We start from the raw sequence: 19,793 nt of genomic DNA on the forward strand, positions 1-19,793 counted from the left end.
ATCAAAACGAGCCAACAAGAAACCGCCTGATGCCGCCCGCTCGTAGCAGTACTGTCAGCCGATCGCGCTCTCTGTACGGTCGGCCGATTTTCTTGTCAGCCATACATGCATCCGGGTACACTTTGTACAATCCGTCTCAGCAGTTCAAACTTATCTACTCAGCAAGTAGTCGTTCTTTGCCAAATCTATCACGGTAGAAGGGTTTATCCCCGTCCAACTCAATTTCGGGATATTTGCCTGTTCCAGTTCTGTCACGGTCGCAAAACTGGTGGCGTCAAACGCAGACGGCAGGCGAACAATTTTTCCCAGGTGCATATCAATATCGTCACATCCGAAGCGCCGGACGTGGTCCCACTGACCAAATCTTTGCGTTCGCTCCGCGTTGCTCATCGTGCGAAAGCTCTCTTCATATTTTCCGGATGCAAACGGAACAACAAAAACATGACGCCCATTCCTCTTGAGCATTCTATGAAGGTGATAAATTGTATAGGCAATATTGCAGGTGGTGTGTTCCAGAACATGGGAATGCACGATCAAATCAAATTGGTCCGAAGGCCAACTTTCAAGATTGCAGAGGTCGATACTCCGACACTTCGTAAAGGCGTATTGCTCGGGATTAAAATCAGCAACAACGTAGTCGCTTATTTCCCACCGTGACGAAAAATAATCGAATAGTCCTTTCTCGGGAGCGATGTGCAGAACACTTGCGCCAGGGTCCAGCTTCATCTGAGCAAGATAAAACGCCAGCAACCTGGTCCGCTCGAGAGAGCCGCAACCCTTGCATTGAGCGAGAGGGCGTTGCTTGAAGTCTTGAAATTCTGTACTTGCGCAGATGTTACATACGCTCAGCATTGCCCACTCTCACCTTATGGTTTTATTGCCAACATCGATGCCAAGATTATTCGTGCATTGCGGCAAAGTCCAACGTCACATCGACGATCACCGCGACGCGCATTGGGGCCGAGCCGATCTGCGAGAATGCCGCCGATCGCCCGTCAACCTCCGACGACCTGTCGCCCAAAAGCTTCGACCCGGAGAGGCTCTCGGCGCGAGCGAAGCGGGACCGGCGCTGAAGCCGGGCGTCGAGCGCATCGCACCGTGATTTTAGAGGTGTATGGCGCACGCAAGGTCTGGCGGCAGGCGCCCGGTCTCGGCCTTCATCGCGTCGTGCGCGGCAAGGCGAGCCGGACGAGTTCCGCGCCCCGGCGCTCAACGAGGCGGGCGCCGCATGACAGCCTGTCCGGCGCATCATTCGGACAGAGATCCTCGCTACATCGGCATTGATAACTCCGAGCGCCTGAGCGCCTTGCCAGCATTCTCGACGAACCTTGCCGCGATGCTCAAGAGTGGCCAGTCGCCTTCCGTTTTGGACAGAGAAGACGTTTCAAGCGGGCAAAACCGTCGCTTGCCCAGATACGGCTTGAAAATCGCAAGCGGCGGCTTCGTCGACAAAGCACTGGATGATAGGACGGAAGTCATGCCGCAACCGATTGATCGAGAACGGCGGCCCCAGGATACCGATCTCAAAATGCGCCAATAGGAAAATCATCCGTTTTTTTTCGTGGCGGGCGATGTCTGATGGCCGCCGCACGACCATCGCTGCGCCGCGGCAACGACGGGCCCTTCTTCCGCGACCTAGCCTTCGGGTTGCTTTCGGTGTAGGGGCAGAGACTTGTGGTTAACAACGCTTCCGGCGAGAGCTTTATGCGATACCCCGTCATGACCCAGTCCCTGCGACTCGTGCGCCAGATCTCGCCCGAGGCGGTGCGGCAGGTGGTCGATATCGGCGCGCAGAGCAAGACGGATTTTCTGATGGAGGTCTTCTCGGACCGCCATCATCATCTGTTCGAGCCGACCACCGTTTATCATCAGAAGCTGGAGGAGAACTATCGCAAGAAGGGGATCGCCTATACGTTGCACAAGATTGCGCTCAGCGACACGGACGGAGTTCTCTATCTGCACAACACAAGCCAGGATGGGTCGGGACGGGTTACCCATGCCCATCTCAGAGACAAGCGCGAAGAGGACATGCCGTTTCTTGTCAAGATCGAGGAAGTCCCCACGAGGCGGCTCGACACCGTCTTCGCCGGCGCCGCCCTTCCTGACCTTTCCTACCTGGTGAAACTCGACGTGGATGGGGTTGAGGAGAAGATCATCGCTGGTGGGCAGACGGTGCTACGCGGCGCCTCCTTTGTCATCATCGAGACCTCGATTGGGCGGCAGGATCTTTGTTCGCGCGCCGCGATGCTCGAAAAGGTCGGCTTTCGGATGTTCGATATCTGCGACAATGCCTATTATTACGGGCAGCTGGCGCTGGTCGACCTGGTGATGATCAACAATCGGTTGCGCCAGGCCGAACTGAAGTACAGACCCTGGCAATACAGCGAGGGCAAGGTGCATTGGGCGAAATGGCAGCACGGCTTCCGGCATCTTGAGGACGAGCCGATCGAGGACCCCTATGTCTGAATGGCGACTGCACGGCGATCAGCGCCGCGCAGCTCAGGACGCCAAGCTCAAACGGTCTGCTGGGCAGCCCCACTGACCAACGGCGGGCCTCGTACGGCGCCCGCCGACTGCCTATCGGTGCGCTATCGTAGCGATCCCTCCTGCATTTGCGGACTATCGCTTTACTCATCCTGTCCTTGCATCACCCGCCGTCAGCATCAGTTGGCGCGACCTTGGTCTGATACTCGACCTCGTTCGAAATTCGTCGGGCTCGGCTCATATCCCAAGTCTTGGCAAAGCCTGAAATAACTGGGGCTGGATAACACCTGCTCGGCAACTGCTTCTGGAATTTCTCGCCGCGACCGCGGTTCAATGATGTTGCTCGATCGGCCGCTGTCTCCTGAAATAGATATGATCGGCAGCAGTTCCAAGAAATATGGATTGTGCGGAAGCTTGAAGATGTCGCACATCTCTTGGAGCGTATGTTCGACATCGGCTACGAAGTCTTCGTATCGGATGACGCGAACTTTCTCATATGCCGTCAGGAACGCCAGATAGCGCCTTGAGTATTCCTCAAGTGTAGATGGTGAAAAATGAATCCAGCGGTTCGCCTGGAGCGACAGGAACGAATCCAGCGGGTGCCGGACCGTCACAACCGAAAGCACCGGCACAATCCTTGCGATGAGATCGTGCACTGACGGACGTCCGGCCGGGTCAACCTTCGTGCAAAAATGGGAATGGGTATGCTCTCGTATCACGAGGCGGCGCCCTTCCAGGGTAAGGCTCTTGTACATTGCAAGAAAGCCGTCCGCGAAAACCGTTTCGATCGTTTCGTCGTTCACGCTCCGAAGACTGTTGCGCAGATTGAGAATCAGGTCCGTTGGCGCAAATCTCTTCGCCTTTTCGCCTGTTTGCAGCGTGCTCAGGGGGTCAATTTCGCTAAGCAGAACCGTATTCGGCACAGCAGCGATGCATTTCGCAATCACCGTGCCTCCGGTGCAGGCGAAATGATGCAGCATCCGTACAGGCTCCGGCTCCTTCGCCTCCAGCGCTGCACAAAAGGCTTCACACTGCTCCAGAAGACTCAAGGAGGATCGCACTTCGGTTGGTCCGAAATGATTATCCAGAAGGGCCAGAGCCTTGTCGATTGGCGTCGTTCTTCTCGGTCTGTCGATCATCCCGAAACAATCTCCGCACTTGAATTCACGATGCCATGGAAAAACGGGCGCGCCGGATTCCGATTTTGCGGCGGCGAGTTTGTTGTCGAAAATCAGAACGTTCTATGAGTTTCGCAGTCAGCCTTCCGCTGCAAGTCGGGTCTAATCCCGGCTCCCGGGCTTCAGAACTCTCCCCCTGGCTTTTCTGATTGAACTTCTTTCAGGCTTGTTTTGTTCACTTTTTGGCGCGCTCGCGAGAGTGGGGACTTGCTTCCCATCCCTTGAAACCGAGGCGATCCCGTATTCCTTCGGGGGCTTCTTTGTCAGCGGCGATGTTTTTCCGGTCTCGTTTGAGGCAACATCGCTCAAGTACAGCGCGGCCTCCTGCAGACGGGGGGTGAGGTTACGAAGCAGTTCCTCCTGGCTTGCTTTTGTCCGCAGCGTTTCACGATAGCGTTCCTGCAAATCACGGAAGTCCATTTGAACCACTGCGTTCAGACGCACGGCGACCGCCAAATCCTGCCGCGCCAGATGAACGTCCTGAAGTGCCTGTTTGAGTTTGCTGTCAAGCTCCGTATTTCGGCTTTCCGCTCCCGCAAGTTTTGCCTCCACAGTTTTCAGCGAGCCCTGCGCCTCGGAGAGGGTCGCTTCCAAAGTCTTGGCTCGGTCCGTTTCGGTGGAAGATATCTTGACCTGCTCGCCAAGCTGAGCCTTCACATCACTGAGCGCCTTTCCAACAGCTGCAGTCTCCTGGCGCACCACAGTCAGCGCATTCTCAAGCTCCGCGATCCGGTCATCTCGTGCCGCGAGCTTGGCGCTATCTTCCTTCAGCCGGCTCTCGGTCTCGCTACGCGCCTTGACTGCAGCCTCGGCCGCTGTCCGAGACTCGGAGAGTGCCTTCTCAAGCTCCGCCACCCGAGTGTCTCGCGCCGCGAGCTTGACGGTCTCCTCCTTCATCCGGGCCTCGATCTCGCCCCGCGCCTTGGCTGCGACCTCGGCCGCAGCCCGGGACTCGCCGAGTTGCTTCTCAAGCTCCGCCACCCGACCGTCCCGCGCCGCGAGCTTGACACTCTCTTCCTTCAGTCGGCTCTCGGTCTCGCTACGCGCCTTGCCGGCAGCGTGGGCCGCGGCCCGAGCTTCGGCAAGTGCCTTTTCGAGCTCCGCCTCCCGCGCCGCGAGCCTGCTACTCTCCTCCTTCAGCCGGGCCTCGCTCGCGCTGCACGCCTGCCCTGAAGCTTCGACCAGCGTTCGCGCCTCGGCCAGCGCCTTCTCGAGCTCAGTCACCAGGCCGTCCCGGGCGGCCAGCCTGCTGCTTACTTCCGCAAGCCTGGCCTCCGCTTCGACCCGCGTCTTGCCAACATCCGCAGCTGCCTCCCGCACCACAGTGAGCGCTCTCTCCAGCTCCGCTATCTCGATATCTCGCTCTGCGAGCCTGTCGGTCTCCGCTTTCAACCGGGTCTCAGCCTCGCCGCACGCCTTGCCAGCGAATTCGGCCATCGATCGCGCTTGATCGAGCGCCGTCTCAAGCTCAGCGACTCGAATATCCCGCACCGCCAGCCTGCCGTTCGCCGCCTCAAGCATCGCCTCAATGTCGGCACGTGCACCGCCGATACCCGTGGCTTCGTCCCTCGCTTCCGTCAGGGCCTTCTCAAGCTGGGCTATTCGGTCATTTCGCGCCGCGACCTCAGCGCGAAGCGTCTCAGTTTCGATCAAAGTCTGTTGGAGCTGAGCGCCAAGTCGCGCATTGTCCAACGAAAGCGGATCAAGCCGCATCCTGAAGCCAGGAAAATCCGGGTCAGTCGTATCGCGTCCCTCGACCTGGTAGCCGTGCTTCTCCAGCAATGCGACGAGTTCGTCGATGGACCTGCTGCCATCGTACATTATCTCCTTCGCACCGTATAAGAACACGTGGCGAAACTGCAGCATCCGGTCGATCGAAAGCAGCGAGTCGAGCACGACGTGTTCTGCCCCGGGGCAATCGACGATGAGGACATGACTCGCGTCGACGTCGAGCGCAAGCCGCTCCAAAATCTGGTCAATACTGAGAGTTTCAACGACAACCTCTGCGACCTCGCGCAGTCCGGGAAATATCTCGGACAGGCCGGTGGGTACATTCAGGCTTGACCGCGATGAAAAATTCAGCAGATGAAACGGCGCGCGGCCGGGCTTTGCGGATACCGCAACGGGAAGGAGCCGCACTCGAGGATTGTTCTCGGCCTCCCGCTCAAGCGCTGACAGAAAGTCAGCGTTCGGTTCTACCAGGACAACCTCTCGAGCGCCGGTTTCCAGACATGCCGCTAACTCGTTACCCCAGCCAGCACCAAGGTGCAGAATGGTTCCGATCTCCTCACGCTGTTCGATCGCCGCCAGCCAAGCTGCTGACGTGGATTGGACGTTCATATATTGGTCTCTGTTGTCGACTAGCTTTCTCACCGGGTCGCAAGACCCATTTTCCTATTTCAGACCGACAAATCATAGCCTCAAGATCATCCGTCGCTCGCCGGCTGGTATCGCCTGTTCTTGCCGGCAGCAAGATACGGCAGATCGATCCCTTTGCGTTTCGGGCTGATGGACCTCCGGTCGCCGTCTAAGGACGGAATTCCTTGGTGCGGACGCGCCATTGACGATGTCAATTTTGACGCCTATTCGTGCTGGGTCATGCTATTGTGGCGTCCCGCCGCAGTAATTTCCAGTCGAGCGGAAACCTTTCACAGATCAAAAGTCCATGTTTGACATACGGACGGCGAACCTTGGTGACGGGGGTGAGGGACAAGCCGCAGAGGTTGACGTCATCAAGCAGGTCCAGTCCTATTTGGCCGACCGGGATATTACTGCGATCTCAGCTTCGGAACCGGACGGAGTTGATGCGCTTCGCCGGGCACTCGCCGAATCGGCGGAGAGCCGAATCCTCGTGCTCTACGACCCCGCGAGAATTGCGGTGGCTCGTGGGCTGGTATTGAACTGTCCTCCCTCGGCGAGCCTGGCCGTCTGGAAACAGCAGGCCGGCACTCTGCTATCGGCATATCGTCTTCATCGCCAGCGCGTAATTTTCGCTTCCATATCGGCGATCGAGCTGGATCCGCAGCTATTTCAGACAGCGCTCATGCAACGTTTAGCAATGCTTGGCGCTCCGACGCATGCGATGCTGAGACTGAGCGTGCCGGCCTGGAAGGCATGGCAGGCGATTGTTGCCTGCCAGGCGGTCGCATTCGACCGGGTAGCTCTGAGCTTGGATGGAGAACTTGAGGCCGCATCGCTCCCATTGCCGTTTTCATTTCCCACTGATCCCGACACGGCGCTCAGCGAGTTCCGGATTGCCGAGGCCGGGCTCACCAAAGCACAGGCGCAACTCGGAGAACTTCAGTCCGAGATCGACGAGCAGCGTAAGACTTTTGACGCAGAACGAAGCCTTCTGTATCGGCAACTCGCTGAAGTGCAGCAGGAGCTGCGCGAGCAGTTCCTGGCTGCTGCCGCGCATCACGACAGCTTGGTTCGTATTCGGCAGGAGCAGGAAAGCGCCAGCGCCCCGATCGAGACGCCTCCGGCTCAACCTCGAAGCCATGAAGAGGACGCCACCAGCCGTCCGCACGCGACCATCTCTGGGTGGAAATCCAATCCGTTTCAGGAGATCAAGCGAACCCTGACAGGCCTGTCTCGGGCCGAACGGTAGGACGAGAAACCGGTCACTGGCGGGCTGCTGAAGAACGCATTTGATTGCAATGCTTGTGCAAGGTCGGTCCCAAGGAAGGCAATCGCAGGTAGCGTGCTTGAGGGATAATGACCGAATGCGCTAGAGTAGACAAAACAGCGTTCCAGACACGGCTTGGGCAAATGGGGAAATGCCGGTGGCTTCGAGTCTGAGCCCCGGTCGACAGCAACTCGTGAGTGCCATCCCTATCGGGCGCAGGCGATTTCCGTCGTGCTATTGTCCATGTGCATCTCGGCTTGATGATGGCGCTTGCGGGGGGACTCAAACGGCCTATGTGGTTTGGTTATTTCGATCGCAGCCGATGCAGCGTCCCCAACCCAGCCCTGACAGACGCCGGAGGCGAATGAACGTCCGCCGAGCACGGATCGGAACTTGAATCGTAGTGAACTCTTCCGCTTCTCTCCAATGATCGCAACCAATCAGCCAAAGGATGAACGCTGCCATGAGCCTGGCTCAGAAATTCAGCTCAATCGGTCTTAACAGGGATTATTCCGAATTGGACTTTCAGAGTCTGTCCCCGGATATCCAAGGATGGGGAAGCACGAACCTGGTTTTTCAGAGGGCGTTCGAACTGGTGAAACCCAGAATCGTATTTGAAGTGGGTTCATGGAAGGGGGCCTCCTTGTGTCATATGGCCGGGATCGCAAAGACCATGGACCTTCCGACGGAGTTTATCTGCATTGACACCTGGCTGGGGTCGAACGATACGCTGTGGATCAATCCGGAGTTTCGCAAATCGCTCATGTTGAAGGGTGGCTATCCGACGATGTTCCGTCAGTTCATAAGGAACATTCATGATCAGAACATTCAGGATCGCGTCTATCCCTTGCCGATGACATCTTCTGCCGCCTATCATCTTCTCAAGCGCCTCGGAATTACCCCTGACCTCGTTTATGTCGATGCCGGGCACGAAGAGGAAGAGGTGAGGACAGATTTGAATCTGTACTACAGTGCGTTACGGCCCGGCGGCGCAATATTCGGAGATGATTATTCAGCCGCATGGCCCGGCGTTGTTGGAGCGGTAAATCGATTCGCGGCGGACAACAGCCTGTTGCTGGCGACCGGAGCCGGCAAGTTCTTCATGCAAAAGCCGGCTGGGACTCAGGCAGCACCGACATAAAGTCGGATATCGGTTACGACGGCCTGGTGGCGACCGAGACGCGCCGGCTGAAGCAGCTTGCCTGCGAGAATGTCACGTTGCGGAAGCTCGTGTCCGGCCTGAGCCTCGACAGAACGCTGCTGCAGCTCATCCTCTCGCAAGTGTGAATCCTGAATGGGCGCTGGTTCCACACGCTGGACGCCACCGGATCGAAGTTCGGCGGCGGGCCAACCTCGCCAGCCGAAGCGACGCGAAAAGCATTGAGTCTCCGGCATCCGGGCGGCCGAGCCTATAATGATCCGTAGATGGAAAGCGCAAACTCGATATCGGAGAAGATGCGCCCCCGGCCATTCTTCATGACCAATGCCTTGCTGCAATATTCCCTGAGCGTCGAGGGACTGTGAGTTACCAGGATCATGGCGCGGTCTTTCTTCTTCACGAAGAGTGCTTCGTGGCACTTTTCCCGAAATCGCTTGTCTCCCACCGCGATCACTTCGTCGATCAGGTAGCACTCGAAATCAATTGCGAGTGTGAGTGCGAAAGCGAGTCTCATGCGCATGCCGGATGAATAATTGCGGACCGGAAGAAAAAGCTGACGACCCAGTTCCGCAAAATCGTCGACATAGGCGAGAATATCGCCGAAGGGAACTCCGTACAGGCGCGAAATGAACCGAATGTTGTCCAATCCACTCATCTGAGCAGAGAAACCGCCGCTGAATGCGATCGGCCACGACATCGTCAGTCCGCGATAAATCACGCCTGATGTCGGTGGCAGGACGCCCCCGATGATTCTGACCAGCGTGGACTTGCCAGCCCCATTTTGGCCCAGAACGGCGATCTTCTCGCCGACTCCAATCGAAAAGTTGATGTTGTCGAGCACCCGCCGGAGGCCAATCTCGGTATGGTATTCCTTGCAGATATTGCGGACATCAATTGAGCGCTCATGAATCTGCGCTGTCGCCAGATCTTCCAGGCGAACGGGTGCATCGATACGATCAAGCGCTGCTGTTCCGATTGCCATCAGGAATGACCCTGTATGGCCGCCACAAAACTCCGCACCATCCAGAATATCGAAATGCAGAGCCCAAAAGCGAAAACAATCGAAAAAAGCCGCTTCGGATAAAGCGGGTAATCGGGCAGATGAGGTTCAACCACGCGTTCGAGATATAGTTGCTGCCGCTGCGCGTCCTGACGTGAGTTTTCCAGGGAAACAAATGCCAGCGACAGTGATTTGACCGCGAGCTCGCGCTCGAGAACGATCTGTTCAAACTCGGAGAGCTTCTTGGCCATCGATTGATCGCCGCCGGTGACGACCGATCGCTGTTGGCTGATTTGATGCTCCATCGCCCGAATGCGATTTCGCATCGCTTCAATCTGCGGGCTGTTCGGTGTCATTGTCATAATGTGGTCAAGCTGCGCTTTTTCGAGCGCAAGATCCGCTGTGAGCTGCGCGACGAGCTCAAGCGTCGTTGCAGATTGCTTGCTCGGATCGACAATCATTTCCCGATTTCGAAAGTCGGTCATGCGTTGGTGTACGTCACTGACCCTCGCCTCTGCCTGTCGGACGATCTCCTCACCGAATTTTACCGCGTCGGCCCTTGCGCGAACGTTGAGCTTGTTGATCAGCTGTTCGGCGCGCGAAAGAAGCGCCAGTGCAATGGTCTGGGCGTCATCCGGCCGGAACGCTCGAACCTCAAGCGTGCTGATTCCGCTTTCCCCGATCGAAACGGTGACGAATTTGAGGTAGTGTTCATAGAACTTCTCGAAATTATTTCGTGTGAAGACGTTCGGAAAGCGGTTGATGAAGTCGCCTTCCTGGCGCGCCAATATCTCGTCGAGCCCATGTTGGCTGGCGAGTGCACGCGCGGCGTCGCGAGACAAAATGTATTCGTTGACGGCATAGGTCTCGTCCTGCGACCGGGGAGCCGTCGGAAGCGAGCTCGTCGAAGCATTTCCGATAATCGAGGAAAACGATCCGCCTCCGGATGTGCTTCGAACGATGAAGCGCGCCTCGGAAGTGTATTGATCGGCTGCAATAAGGCCGAAATAAAGAATCGAGACCAGCGTTGGCAGGACCGTAATGAAGAAAAACAGTTTGTGCTGGCTGATATATTCGATCGCCCAATGCCGAGGCGGCGCGGCGTCGGGTTCGATTGCTGTCTGGAACCCGTCGTTCAGCGGCGTAATGACCAGCGGAGCGGCTTCTGCTGCACGTCGTGCCGTAGAGGCCAACGTAACAGGAGGGGCGGTTCTGCCACGAGCCTTTGTTACTGGTTTGGTCACGACATTCATTCAAACCGGATTCTGGTTCTGGCAGCCTGTGCAAGAAGGAGACCAGCCGTTGTGAGAAAGATGCAGCACGCAACCACGTAGGCCACATCCCAATGAGTGATCGTCCTGTTCCCAAACAGGCCGAATCGGAACATTTCCATCAAATGGACGATTGGCAGAATCAACGCAATTTTTTGAACCTTGAGGGGCAGCCATTCGACCAGGAAGAACGCTCCCGATATTGGCAGGAGCAGATACATGACCGGCTGCACGAAGTGTGCAAGCGGGTCGATCATTTCGGTGAGAGCGGCGATAATGAGTGCCAGCCCAAAGCAAAGCCAGCCCATCAGCAACCATGCGACGATGAGCGCAAGGGGATCATAAATCGGTTCGATGATCTCGAAAAGATAGAAAGGCACGTACGCGACAAAGAACGCAGTCCCGATTGAAATCATATCAAGAAGCACACGCGCCACTATGATATCCAGGTAATAGATTTGCCTGTGAAAGAGCAGACCGGCATTATTCCGAAACGCATGGACGGCGCGGGTCACCGAGTGGCGCCAAAGGGTCAGCATCGTGTATCCGGTCAGGACAAACGGAACGATGCCGATCGCATCGGTGTTGGAATTGTGTCTCAGGATGCTCCAGGCCACCATCACTCCCAACGTGAGCAGCAGGGGCTCCGCCATCAGCCAGAAGAAGCCAAGGTTCTCGCGGCCGAAGCGCGACATGGCTTCACGCATGATAAGCGCGCCGATGATGCGGGACTTGGCCGGCAACGCGGCAACGAGCGGCGCATCAACAATCCGGCTGCTCAGCCGTCGGAGTTCGTCACCCATGCAATTGCTCTTTGGCGCCGACGTAAAGGAACCATGCGATACAGAACAGCGCGAGAGAAAATATGAGAACCGTGAAGAATCCGCGCCAGCGGCGCGGTTCCGTCGACTCGTCGCTCAGGTGAGGCGACGCGATCGTTTCGATATAGATGTGCTGCTTGCGAGCCTGCTGACGCGCGACCTCAAGGGCGCCTGCCGCAAGCGTCAATTCGCGATCGGCAAACTCCCGTCCGAGCACCAGGCGTTCGTAATCCGACATCTTTGATGCCAGTGCATCGTTGCCGCCTGCCAATTTCGACTGTTCCAGCCTGATCTGTTCCTGAAGCGCGGCCGAGCGGATTCGAAGGCCTTGAATCGACGGGTTAGAGGGGGCCGCGGTCTGCGTTTCGTCGAGCTGGGTTCTGGTTCGCGCGAGTTCACTCGCCAGCTTTCCCACGATCTCAAGCGACTTGGCGGAATTGCTCGACGGATCGAAGATGAGTTCTCGGTTTCGAAACGTCGTGATTGCGCTTTGGGAAGCGATAACCTTGCTTTCCGCGCGCGCAACTTCGGACCTGGCATGCTCGATCGCGTCGCCTTGCGCTCTCGCGTTGAGGCGGTTTACCAGTTCCTCGCTGAGTGAAAGCAATGTTCGAGCGAGTGTCTGTGCATCTTCCGGGGTGAAGGCCGAAACCCGAAGCGAGGTGATGCCGGTGGACTGGTTGTACAGAATGGTCACTCGCGAAATATAATAGTCATACAGCGCTTCGTCGGTGTTTTTCCGCCAAAAGGACGGGAATCTGGTGAACCAGTCCGTCCCGCTTCGTGAATAGATTTCTCTTAGAGGGTGCCGCGCATCCAGCTGGCGAACGGCCACGCGAGACAGCATGTAATCTTGCACGGCGCGCGTATCGTCGTCCGCACGGGACAGGCCGAAGCTCCGAAGCATTGAGGTGATTCCGCTGGACGATTGCTGCGAAGCGCCGCGGACGATAAAGGTCGCCTCCGAAACATATCGGTCGCTTGCAATCAGGCCAAAGTAGATTGCGGCGATAAAGGTCGGGATAATTACAATGGCGAGGAGCATCCGCTGCGCGACAGACAAACGCTGGCGCACAACCGCCCCAAATTGCAGCGGCTGAAAACGCTTCACGCCCGGCCGGAGGCCGAGTATCCCTTGCATACGTTGAACGGGAACGGCCACGTCCTGCAATGCCCCATTCGCCCACGAGCACTAATAATAGGAAAATTGCGTCACCACAACTATGGTAAAGTTCTGAAATAAAAGAAGAATCGCCATGACTGAGCGGCTTGTTTGTGTTGGAATTGCGGCGATGAACCGACCATGTTGCTGACCGTCCTGGGAACCCCATCGGCCTTCACGGCCTGGTCGATCATGCTCCTGAGAACCGCGGTCGAAGTGACCCGCGGCAAATTCCAGTACATCGCGGCCGTGAAGTTTGCCGATCTGGAGAAAGCCTTCGGCGCGCGGGCGAATGATCAGGTCATCATCTATTCGGATTCGCCCGACGCGAAGATGGCGGACCTGCTGCTTCGGGTAAAGGCACCCCTCACGATTTTCGTCGAAGAGCCGGCCGATGTCGTCGGTTACGTGATGAAGGCCCGTGAACTCGATGCGCGAAAGTCCATCCGGTTCGCCTGTCTCTGCTACACGTGCCTGAGCACGTTTCACGGGTCGCTTTCAGCCAGGATTTTTCACCGTCGAAGCAACACCACGGTTCGACGATTCCTGCGGGAGGTTTCCGCGCATTACGGATTGAATCTGAGTGAGGCAGACACCGAAAAGGTGCTTTCGCGGCTGATCAAGGATTACAGGAGGGGGACCGACCCTTCGGTCGAATCGCAAATCTTACAACAGGTCGAAATTGCCAAGCCGCTTGGCAGATGGGCGACGGAACTGGATCGCGATGACAGGGAGCTCGTCGAGCTGGTCCTGCAGCCTTATTACAGGATGATTGAAGGGCGTCCGCCGGCACAATTCATTTGGCCGAAGCAGCTGTTCCATACCGCAAACGAAAAGGGGGCATATGTCTCCGGCCCGCTCGAACTCGCCGGGCGCTCCCGATTCGTGATCTACGCGCCGCACCTGTGTCTTCCGCGCGGCTTCTGGAGCGCCACCGTCCAGATCAAGATCGGAGAGAGCTATTCGCAGAACACGCTTCTGGTGGACGTCAAGTGCGGCGAGGTTCTGTCGGGCGGCCGAATTGATCTGCCGGAGTCCGGAACCTTCATCTTCTCGCTTCCCTTCGCGATCGAAGACCACCGCGTTCCGATCGAAATCCGGTTCTTTCTGGAGAAAGGGGCGATCGAGGGCTGGATCGATCTGGTCAGCGTCACCCTTGAGCGGGCTCCGCAGGGGGCGGCGGCGTAAGGTCGTCCCGGCTGAAGACGAGTTCGCAATGCGGCAGAGCCTCAAGCTCGTCCATCGGAGTGGTCACGAATTGAGCGTCGTGATCGATCCGCCAGGCAAGGAAGGCAAAGCTCCGCAGCAATGCAATGAATTCGCTGACGCTGGCGTGGTGCCGCATCATGATGGGCGACCATTCCGTGACGATGCGAAGCTTCGGAGAGCGGCCAAGCAGTTTCACGGCGCCGGCAATGATCAGCGGTTCTGAGCCTTCCGCATCCATCCGGATCAGATCGGCGGCTTCCAGCGTGTCCAGAGTCTTGTCGAGCGGCTCGGAGCGAACGGTGATGGCCTTCGGTCCTTCGCGATGGTCCTTGGTAACGACGTGCCCGCCGCCGGCCGCGATCGGCTCGAAGTCGAAACGGACTTCTCCGACGGCATCGGTCACGGCGTGGTTGAACAGCGTGGTTCGCGGAAGAAGTCCGTTCAGGTCGACGGACCACCGTAGCAGCGAAAAAAGCTCCGGATTGGCCTCGAACCCATAGACATGTCCGGTCGCGCCAACCGCCTGCGCCATCGCGAGCGTGTGATAGCCGACATTGCAGCCGACCTCGACGATCGTCGCGCCTGGCTCGATCAGCCGCATGATCGCCTTCTCGATATTGGGCTCCCACAATCCGTTGGCGATGATGTGAGGCGCGATCCCGTAATCGCGGGTGAAGACCAGAATCTTGTGGCCGCGATGGGTGAGCGCCAGTCCGACTCCATCCCCGAGATATGCATAGGCAACATCGGAGCGCTGCCACGGAGCCGGCTGCGGCTGCTCTTGCTGCTCGACGGTCAAATCGGCCTTGTGGCCCTGCGTCGACCGGCGATTCTGAAAGAAAGTCCGCATGTCATTACGCCGCCGAGGCACCGGGATATTGAGTGATGGATTGAAACGATAGTGTTCGATTTGGCTGCGGCGGGTCAAGCATATAGCGGCATTGCGGGCGGGGGCGTTTCGATGCAATCGACATGCAATCGGGCACCTCCTGGCTGGCCTGAACGTGTGACCAGCGGGCGTATGGCCGCAAGCCGTCGCTTGTGGTGGATACGGCGATCGTGCGTTTCACGAACGGGAATGGACCCAGCGCTTGGCGCGCTCCAGAACCGACACATCGTCAGCAAGAATTTCGATCCCGGATATCGCGACGCCTACCGGACGATGATCGTCTACCTCTGCGTTCAATTCGTGGAACGTGCGCGTATGCGCGACGTGAACGCCCAGCCGCAGCATTCCCCCATTCCTGCCTGCGAGCGCCAGCGGAACATTCATTCCGTAAATCAGCGTGCCGGACTCTGTCTTGCGCCTGTCGGCAGGCAGAATTGCGCCGTTGACGGAAAACTCGATGGTTCGGTGGATGTCGGGCGATATGACATTGAAGACGGAGATTTCGATCCGCAGGTCCTGAACGCGTTCGAGCACGACATCGATGCGGCTGTGACAATGCGGCCCGCTCCATCGCCACGTGATATCCCGTCCGGAAGGGTGGCCTCCCTCCCTGAGATGCCAGCCCACTCCGGCAAAAGCCGCATCCATTTCGATCTTCGCCGGCAGGGCGAGAGGTCGATCGTCAGGCCTTGCTCCACTGAGTCGATCGACGCGATCCCAGAAGATGTCCTGCGCCCGCCTGTAAAACTCGCGATCGAGCGCGGTTATCTCCAGCAGGACCTCCAGTTCCTCCGGGGTCAGCGCACGTCTTCCCCCGGTATAGGAATTGAGGAGCGGCATGGCGCCGGTATGGCGCCAGCCAAACGCGCGATTCATCAATATCGTTGACTCGGCACTGGCTTCCGTCAGGCCGAACATGGCAAGCGCCTGCAGTCGCTGCAATGCGAGGTCCAGCGCCTCATCGTCGGGCATTTGCACCCTGTCGAGAAACATCGAGATTTGCCGATGCCCCGGTCCCAGATAGCCCGCCCTCATGAACTCCACCAGAGACTGTTCGCGCGCTGCGATGCTGATCTGTCGCTGAACAGGAAATTCGTCGAGTGACTCGAGCGAGTCCCGCCTGCGATGCAGATACATGCTCCAGTGATGGCGGACCGGATCACGCAGAAATGTGAATGGCTGCAGATCCGGAACGAGCGCGGCAAATTTCCTGAACAGGGTCCATTTGAAGTGGCCGCGAAAAAGCCGGTAGCTCTGCAGTGGGCGCGGAAGCGGCAATCGCTCCAATGCGGGGGATGACTGGATTTGCAGCGCGGTCTGATACGGAAAAATGTCGTCGGCGTGATAATGCTGGTCGATGATCTGCGTGATGCTGGTGCCGGCGGTCTTTGGGATATGCAGAAAAAAAACCGCCGGAGGCGTCTGGGCACGGTCCATTTCCAGCAAGCTCGTTGGAGGTGATCGAATGCGTGGATCGCAGTTCCAATTGCAGGTGTCGAAAGCGAGGTCAACACCCGAAAAAGCGTCCGCTTCGCGCTCTGGCGAACGCTTCATTGCAGCACTTGATACAAGACTGCATAAGTGCGTGGTCGGGAACAGGAAGGATGGCCTGCGCGATTTCCGGACGCGTTCCGGAACGCTGCGCCGGTATTCTGTCGGTTTTGCGGTCTCGATCGGCAGGCGCGATCAGTCTGTCCGAAGGGTGGGGGATGCCGTGTTCGAGACCGGCACTCGCACGCGGCAGCCCACGGGTTTTCCTTTACGGCGCTGCGGCGATCGACTATTTCGGAAATTCGACTGTTTCGAAAGCAAGTGCCCTGTCACGCAGCCGCATCAACGTGCGCCGCACGTCACATGGCGCCGCGGCGCCGATATCCAGAGGGACCAGTTGAAAAAGATCCTGTTCGATTTGTCTGGCGCTGGTCAGGGCTATACCGGAATCGGGCACGACAGCCGTCTTATCTTTTCGATGCTCAGCGCCAACAAGGACATTTCCTTGTCGGGTCTGATATATCCGAACGAGAGGGCGGCGATGCCCAGATTGCGCGAGGCGGCGACCGACCTGCCGGCGCGCATCGCGGCGATCATTCAGGGTACCTCGCCGCGTCCGAGATTGCCGCCGCGGGCTGCGATTGCGATCCTCGAGGCCTTCTGGAAGGAATATCGCGCCGCCGCTCGCGCAGGTCACGCGATTGCGCGGGTCCCCGACTGGATGAAGAGCGACGCGATCTGGCGCGTGCTGTTTGACAAGAGCCTGCTCCCTCAGCAGCGCAGTGACATCCTCGCGCACGACTTCTTCGTGTCCGACGTGAGTGTTGCGCAAATGGCCGATCGCAGCATCTACTTCCCGAAATGGCGGTACAAGCAGATCGATGCGCAGGGCTTCGATGCGATGGTCTTTCCGCTGCCGCGGCCGCTCCGGCTCCCGCAGGGGGTTCGGCGAATCGTGCGCTACCACGACGCGATCCCGATGACCCATCCCGATACGGTGGGCGGCCAATGGTCATCGCTGAAGCGGGAGTTCAACTATACGCGGTTCGCGGCGGCGGATGGCATTTTCGTCTGCAACTCGCCGATGAGCGTCGACGATCTCGACAATCTCGTGCCGGGTGCGGGCGAGCGGGCGGTCGCGATCCCGTGCGCAATCGGTGACTTCGACCGCTCGGACATTGCCGCCGAGGACGTGCCGCGAATTATCGAGCGCCGTCATTCGCTGATATCGCTGTCTCCGCCCGGCGCCGCTTCGTCGGATTCGGCGCAGGATTCCCACCTGATGGTCGATTGGGCGGGCCTCGAAGCAAAGCCGCTGCGCTACATCATCAGCGTGTCGGCTCTGGAGCCGAGGAAGAATTTCATCAACGCCATCCGGGCGTGGGAAATGCTGCGGGCGCGCACCAAGCAGGACGTGAAATTCGTCATCGTCGGGAGCGGCGGCTGGCTCAATACCCCGATCCTCACCGCGATGCGTCCGCATGTCCGGGCGCACAACCTGTTCCATCTCGAGAACGTAACGGCAGTCGAACTGCGTCAGCTCTATGCCGGCGCCGAGCTTTGCGTGTTCCCGTCATTCGCGGAAGGATTCGGATTTGCGCCGCTGGAAGCGCTGCGGATGGGAACGCCTTCGGTGGTTTCGAACCTGCCGGTGTTTCGCTGGACGCTGACGGACGCGGCCAGTTTCGCCGATCCCTACGACATCTCGGAAATCTGCCAGCGCGTTGAAGAATTGCTGGATACGCCTGACAATGCCGGCCGGCGGCGGAGCCTGCTGGAGAAAGCTCCTGGCATTCTGCAGCGGTTCTCGATCGAGCGGGTTTCGGAGTTGTGGCGAGAGTTTTTTGCCGTCACGATCGACAAGCTGCCGATGCGAGACCGGTAGGGGCCGGCTTGGGAGCCTGCGACAACGTCAGTGTACCGTTGGCCCCGCCGGTGCGGATGGTGGCATGGTGCCGGAACATGGCGGAGTCCTTCCTGCCGGCCTCGATTGAGACGGTCGTTGCCTTTTCGACCGATAGACACTACGGCATCCTGCAAGTCCGACCCGGCGCCTCGATCGATCCGCCGCGCCCCGCTTTCCTCGCAGTGGATGCCTCGCTGCGCAAGTGGTGTCACCAGACCATGCCAGGGCCAGTCTGATGCGCGCGCGGCTTGGCAGAATTATCGACATCTCGCGTCTGCTGACCCGGCTGAACCGGTCGTCCCCGACCGGCATTGATCGAGTCGAGTTCGCCTACGTCCAGCATTATGCCAACAAATACAAATCGGGCATCGTCCGCTTCTTCATCACGACGCCGCTGATCAGCGGAAGGATCAGTCCGTTCTTTGCGCGCCACGTCGCCCGCGTCAGTCTCGAACGCTGGTCGCTGGAAGACGAGGTCCGCAGCAACAGAAATTTCGCGCACTTGATGAAGGCGCTGGCATTGCCCGTCGGCGAAGCGCCGGTTCCCATTCCGAAAAAGATCATCGAGCCGAGAGCCGGGATCATGGATTGGGGAACCGGAGCGCTGGTGGTCAACGCCTATTACGAGGCGGCGCTGAGCTCGATCTTTCAACGGCGCCGTCAGATCGAGATTCAGCGAAAATCCTGGTATCTGCACATCTCGCACCTGAACCTGCACGAAGCGAGGCGTCTGGCCTGGATCAGGCGCGATGGCGGGCAGGCGCTGTTCATGATCCACGACCTGCTGCCGATCAGCCACCCCGAATTCTACTCGGCCGAAGAGGCAGGCCGGCACCGCCGCCGCATCGAGACGATTGCGCGGCTTGGCAGTCTGGTCATTTTCAACTCCTCGGCCACCAAGGCGGCCTGGGACGATTATCTGAGAGACAAGCGATTGCCGAACCCGCCCGGCGAAATCGTGCCGCTCGGTGTGGACCCGGTTTTCAGCGAAACCGCGGCGCCGGATCATGCGCCCAATGCCGCACCGTATTTTCTCGCGATGGGAACCATCGCGGCGCGCAAGAACCTCACCTTCCTGCTTCATACTTGGCGGGAATGGGTTCGCAGATCCGAAAAGCCGCGCGCGCGACTGGTCATTGTCGGGCGCAGGGCGGCACCGGGCGAAAGCGCCCTCGACCTTCTCGACCGGTGCCCTGTGCTGGCCTCGACCGTGATCGAAATATCGGAAATGGCCGACCGGCGGGTGGCCCACCTTCTGAAGGGCTCGCGGGCTCTGCTTGCGCCGTCTCTGGTCGAGGGCTTCGGCCTGCCGGTGGTGGAGGCGCTGGCGGCTGGCGTCCCGGTGATCGCCTCGAATATTCAGGCGCATCGCGAGGCCGGAGGACGCGCGGCCGAATATCTGGATCCGCTGGACGGACGCGCCTGGATGCAGGCCTTTGAGGATTTTAGCGATCGCTCATCGCCCCGCCGGCAGGCGGCACTGGTCCGGATTGCTGCACAGAAACTGCGCAGTTGGGACGATCACATCGGGACGGTTGAAAATTTGCTGAGGGACCGGGAAGCCACGATTGGCGAATAGCCGAATCGGCTATGTC

17 protein-coding genes and 1 pseudogene are annotated in these 19,793 nt (G+C 58.5%); 9 read left to right on the plus strand and 9 right to left on the minus strand.

Annotated features, from left to right (window positions below; genetic code table 11):
* Positions 1-150: 150 nt before the first annotated feature.
* Entirely contained in the window at positions 151-750 is a 600-nt protein-coding gene (locus AB7F49_RS02755; RefSeq protein WP_428520072.1) for a methyltransferase domain-containing protein, read from the minus strand.
* A gap of 478 nt (positions 751-1,228) precedes the next feature.
* On the opposite strand from AB7F49_RS02755, the gene AB7F49_RS02760 reads away from it, so the two are divergent.
* Positions 1,229-1,540 carry a hypothetical protein gene (locus tag AB7F49_RS02760; protein WP_428520074.1) on the plus strand — a complete coding sequence of 104 codons (312 nt, stop codon included), beginning with the start codon at positions 1,229-1,231 and terminating at the stop codon, positions 1,538-1,540.
* Positions 1,541-1,719: 179 nt separating this feature from the next.
* Positions 1,720-2,466, plus strand: coding sequence for an FkbM family methyltransferase (locus AB7F49_RS02765; protein WP_428520076.1), 747 nt, complete (start codon positions 1,720-1,722; stop codon positions 2,464-2,466).
* A 197-nt stretch (positions 2,467-2,663) separates the two neighbouring features.
* Here AB7F49_RS02765 and AB7F49_RS02770 read toward each other — a convergent pair whose 3' ends face one another.
* Together AB7F49_RS02770 and AB7F49_RS02775 are read right to left on the minus strand one after the other, a co-directional pair.
* Positions 2,664-3,623 (minus strand): hypothetical protein, encoded by a 960-nt coding sequence (locus AB7F49_RS02770; protein WP_428520078.1) that lies wholly within the window; start codon positions 3,621-3,623, stop codon positions 2,664-2,666.
* A gap of 141 nt (positions 3,624-3,764) precedes the next feature.
* Positions 3,765-6,002: an FkbM family methyltransferase gene (locus tag AB7F49_RS02775; RefSeq protein WP_428520080.1), complete on the minus strand. Its 2,238-nt coding sequence runs from the start codon at positions 6,000-6,002 to the stop codon at positions 3,765-3,767.
* Positions 6,003-6,327: 325 nt separating this feature from the next.
* On the opposite strand from AB7F49_RS02775, the gene AB7F49_RS02780 reads away from it, so the two are divergent.
* The 3 genes and pseudogenes from AB7F49_RS02780 to AB7F49_RS02790 all read left to right on the plus strand — a co-directional run.
* Positions 6,328-7,272 carry a hypothetical protein gene (locus AB7F49_RS02780; protein WP_428520082.1) on the plus strand — a complete coding sequence of 315 codons (945 nt, stop codon included), beginning with the start codon at positions 6,328-6,330 and terminating at the stop codon, positions 7,270-7,272.
* A gap of 481 nt (positions 7,273-7,753) precedes the next feature.
* Positions 7,754-8,431, plus strand: coding sequence for a class I SAM-dependent methyltransferase (locus tag AB7F49_RS02785; RefSeq protein ID WP_428520084.1), 678 nt, complete (start codon positions 7,754-7,756; stop codon positions 8,429-8,431).
* 14 nt (positions 8,432-8,445) lie between these two features.
* Positions 8,446-8,565 (plus strand): annotated as a pseudogene (locus AB7F49_RS02790) (IS3 family transposase); the annotation flags it as partial.
* Positions 8,566-8,699: 134 nt separating this feature from the next.
* Here AB7F49_RS02790 and AB7F49_RS02795 read toward each other — a convergent pair.
* The 4 genes from AB7F49_RS02795 to AB7F49_RS02810 are packed head-to-tail and all read right to left on the minus strand — an operon-like array spanning position 8,700 to position 12,586.
* The gene (locus tag AB7F49_RS02795) at positions 8,700-9,431 is read right to left on the minus strand and encodes an ABC transporter ATP-binding protein (RefSeq protein ID WP_428520086.1); all 732 of its coding nucleotides are present in this window, start codon (positions 9,429-9,431) and stop codon (positions 8,700-8,702) included.
* Complete coding sequence (locus AB7F49_RS02800) at positions 9,431-10,702, minus strand: capsule biosynthesis protein (protein WP_428520088.1); 1,272 nt, start codon at positions 10,700-10,702, stop codon at positions 9,431-9,433. Before AB7F49_RS02800 ends, AB7F49_RS02795 begins: the two co-directional genes overlap by 1 nt.
* Positions 10,699-11,523, minus strand: a complete 825-nt coding sequence (locus AB7F49_RS02805) for an ABC transporter permease (protein WP_428520090.1) — start codon at positions 11,521-11,523, stop codon at positions 10,699-10,701. Before AB7F49_RS02805 ends, AB7F49_RS02800 begins: the two co-directional genes overlap by 4 nt.
* Complete coding sequence (locus AB7F49_RS02810) at positions 11,516-12,586, minus strand: capsule biosynthesis protein (RefSeq protein ID WP_428520092.1); 1,071 nt, start codon at positions 12,584-12,586, stop codon at positions 11,516-11,518. The genes AB7F49_RS02805 and AB7F49_RS02810 overlap by 8 nt, the downstream gene beginning before the upstream one ends.
* A 258-nt stretch (positions 12,587-12,844) precedes the next feature.
* Here AB7F49_RS02810 and AB7F49_RS02815 point away from each other — a divergent pair, with 258 nt between their 5' ends.
* Positions 12,845-13,891: a hypothetical protein gene (locus AB7F49_RS02815; RefSeq protein ID WP_428520094.1), complete on the plus strand. Its 1,047-nt coding sequence runs from the start codon at positions 12,845-12,847 to the stop codon at positions 13,889-13,891.
* Here the strand turns inward: AB7F49_RS02815 and AB7F49_RS02820 are convergent.
* Entirely contained in the window at positions 13,854-14,762 is a 909-nt protein-coding gene (locus tag AB7F49_RS02820) for an FkbM family methyltransferase (RefSeq protein WP_428520096.1), read from the minus strand. The two genes, AB7F49_RS02815 and AB7F49_RS02820, sit on opposite strands and share 38 nt — an antisense overlap.
* Before the next feature lie 216 nt (positions 14,763-14,978).
* A complete protein-coding gene (locus AB7F49_RS02825) occupies positions 14,979-16,238 on the minus strand; it encodes a hypothetical protein (RefSeq protein ID WP_428520098.1) in 1,260 nt (419 codons plus the stop codon).
* A gap of 451 nt (positions 16,239-16,689) precedes the next feature.
* On the opposite strand from AB7F49_RS02825, the gene AB7F49_RS02830 reads away from it, so the two are divergent.
* From AB7F49_RS02830 to AB7F49_RS02840, 3 genes are all read left to right on the plus strand, one after another.
* Complete coding sequence (locus AB7F49_RS02830; protein WP_428520100.1) at positions 16,690-18,177, plus strand: glycosyltransferase family 4 protein; 1,488 nt, start codon at positions 16,690-16,692, stop codon at positions 18,175-18,177.
* 77 nt (positions 18,178-18,254) lie between these two features.
* A complete protein-coding gene (locus AB7F49_RS02835) occupies positions 18,255-18,434 on the plus strand; it encodes a hypothetical protein (RefSeq protein ID WP_428520102.1) in 180 nt (59 codons plus the stop codon).
* Positions 18,434-19,777, plus strand: coding sequence for a glycosyltransferase family 4 protein (locus tag AB7F49_RS02840; RefSeq protein ID WP_428520103.1), 1,344 nt, complete (start codon positions 18,434-18,436; stop codon positions 19,775-19,777). Before AB7F49_RS02835 ends, AB7F49_RS02840 begins: the two co-directional genes overlap by 1 nt.
* Positions 19,778-19,793 lie beyond the last annotated feature (16 nt).

The organism is Pseudorhodoplanes sp., from assembly GCF_050250235.1.
Classification (GTDB): Bacteria; Pseudomonadota; Alphaproteobacteria; order Rhizobiales; family Xanthobacteraceae; genus Pseudorhodoplanes.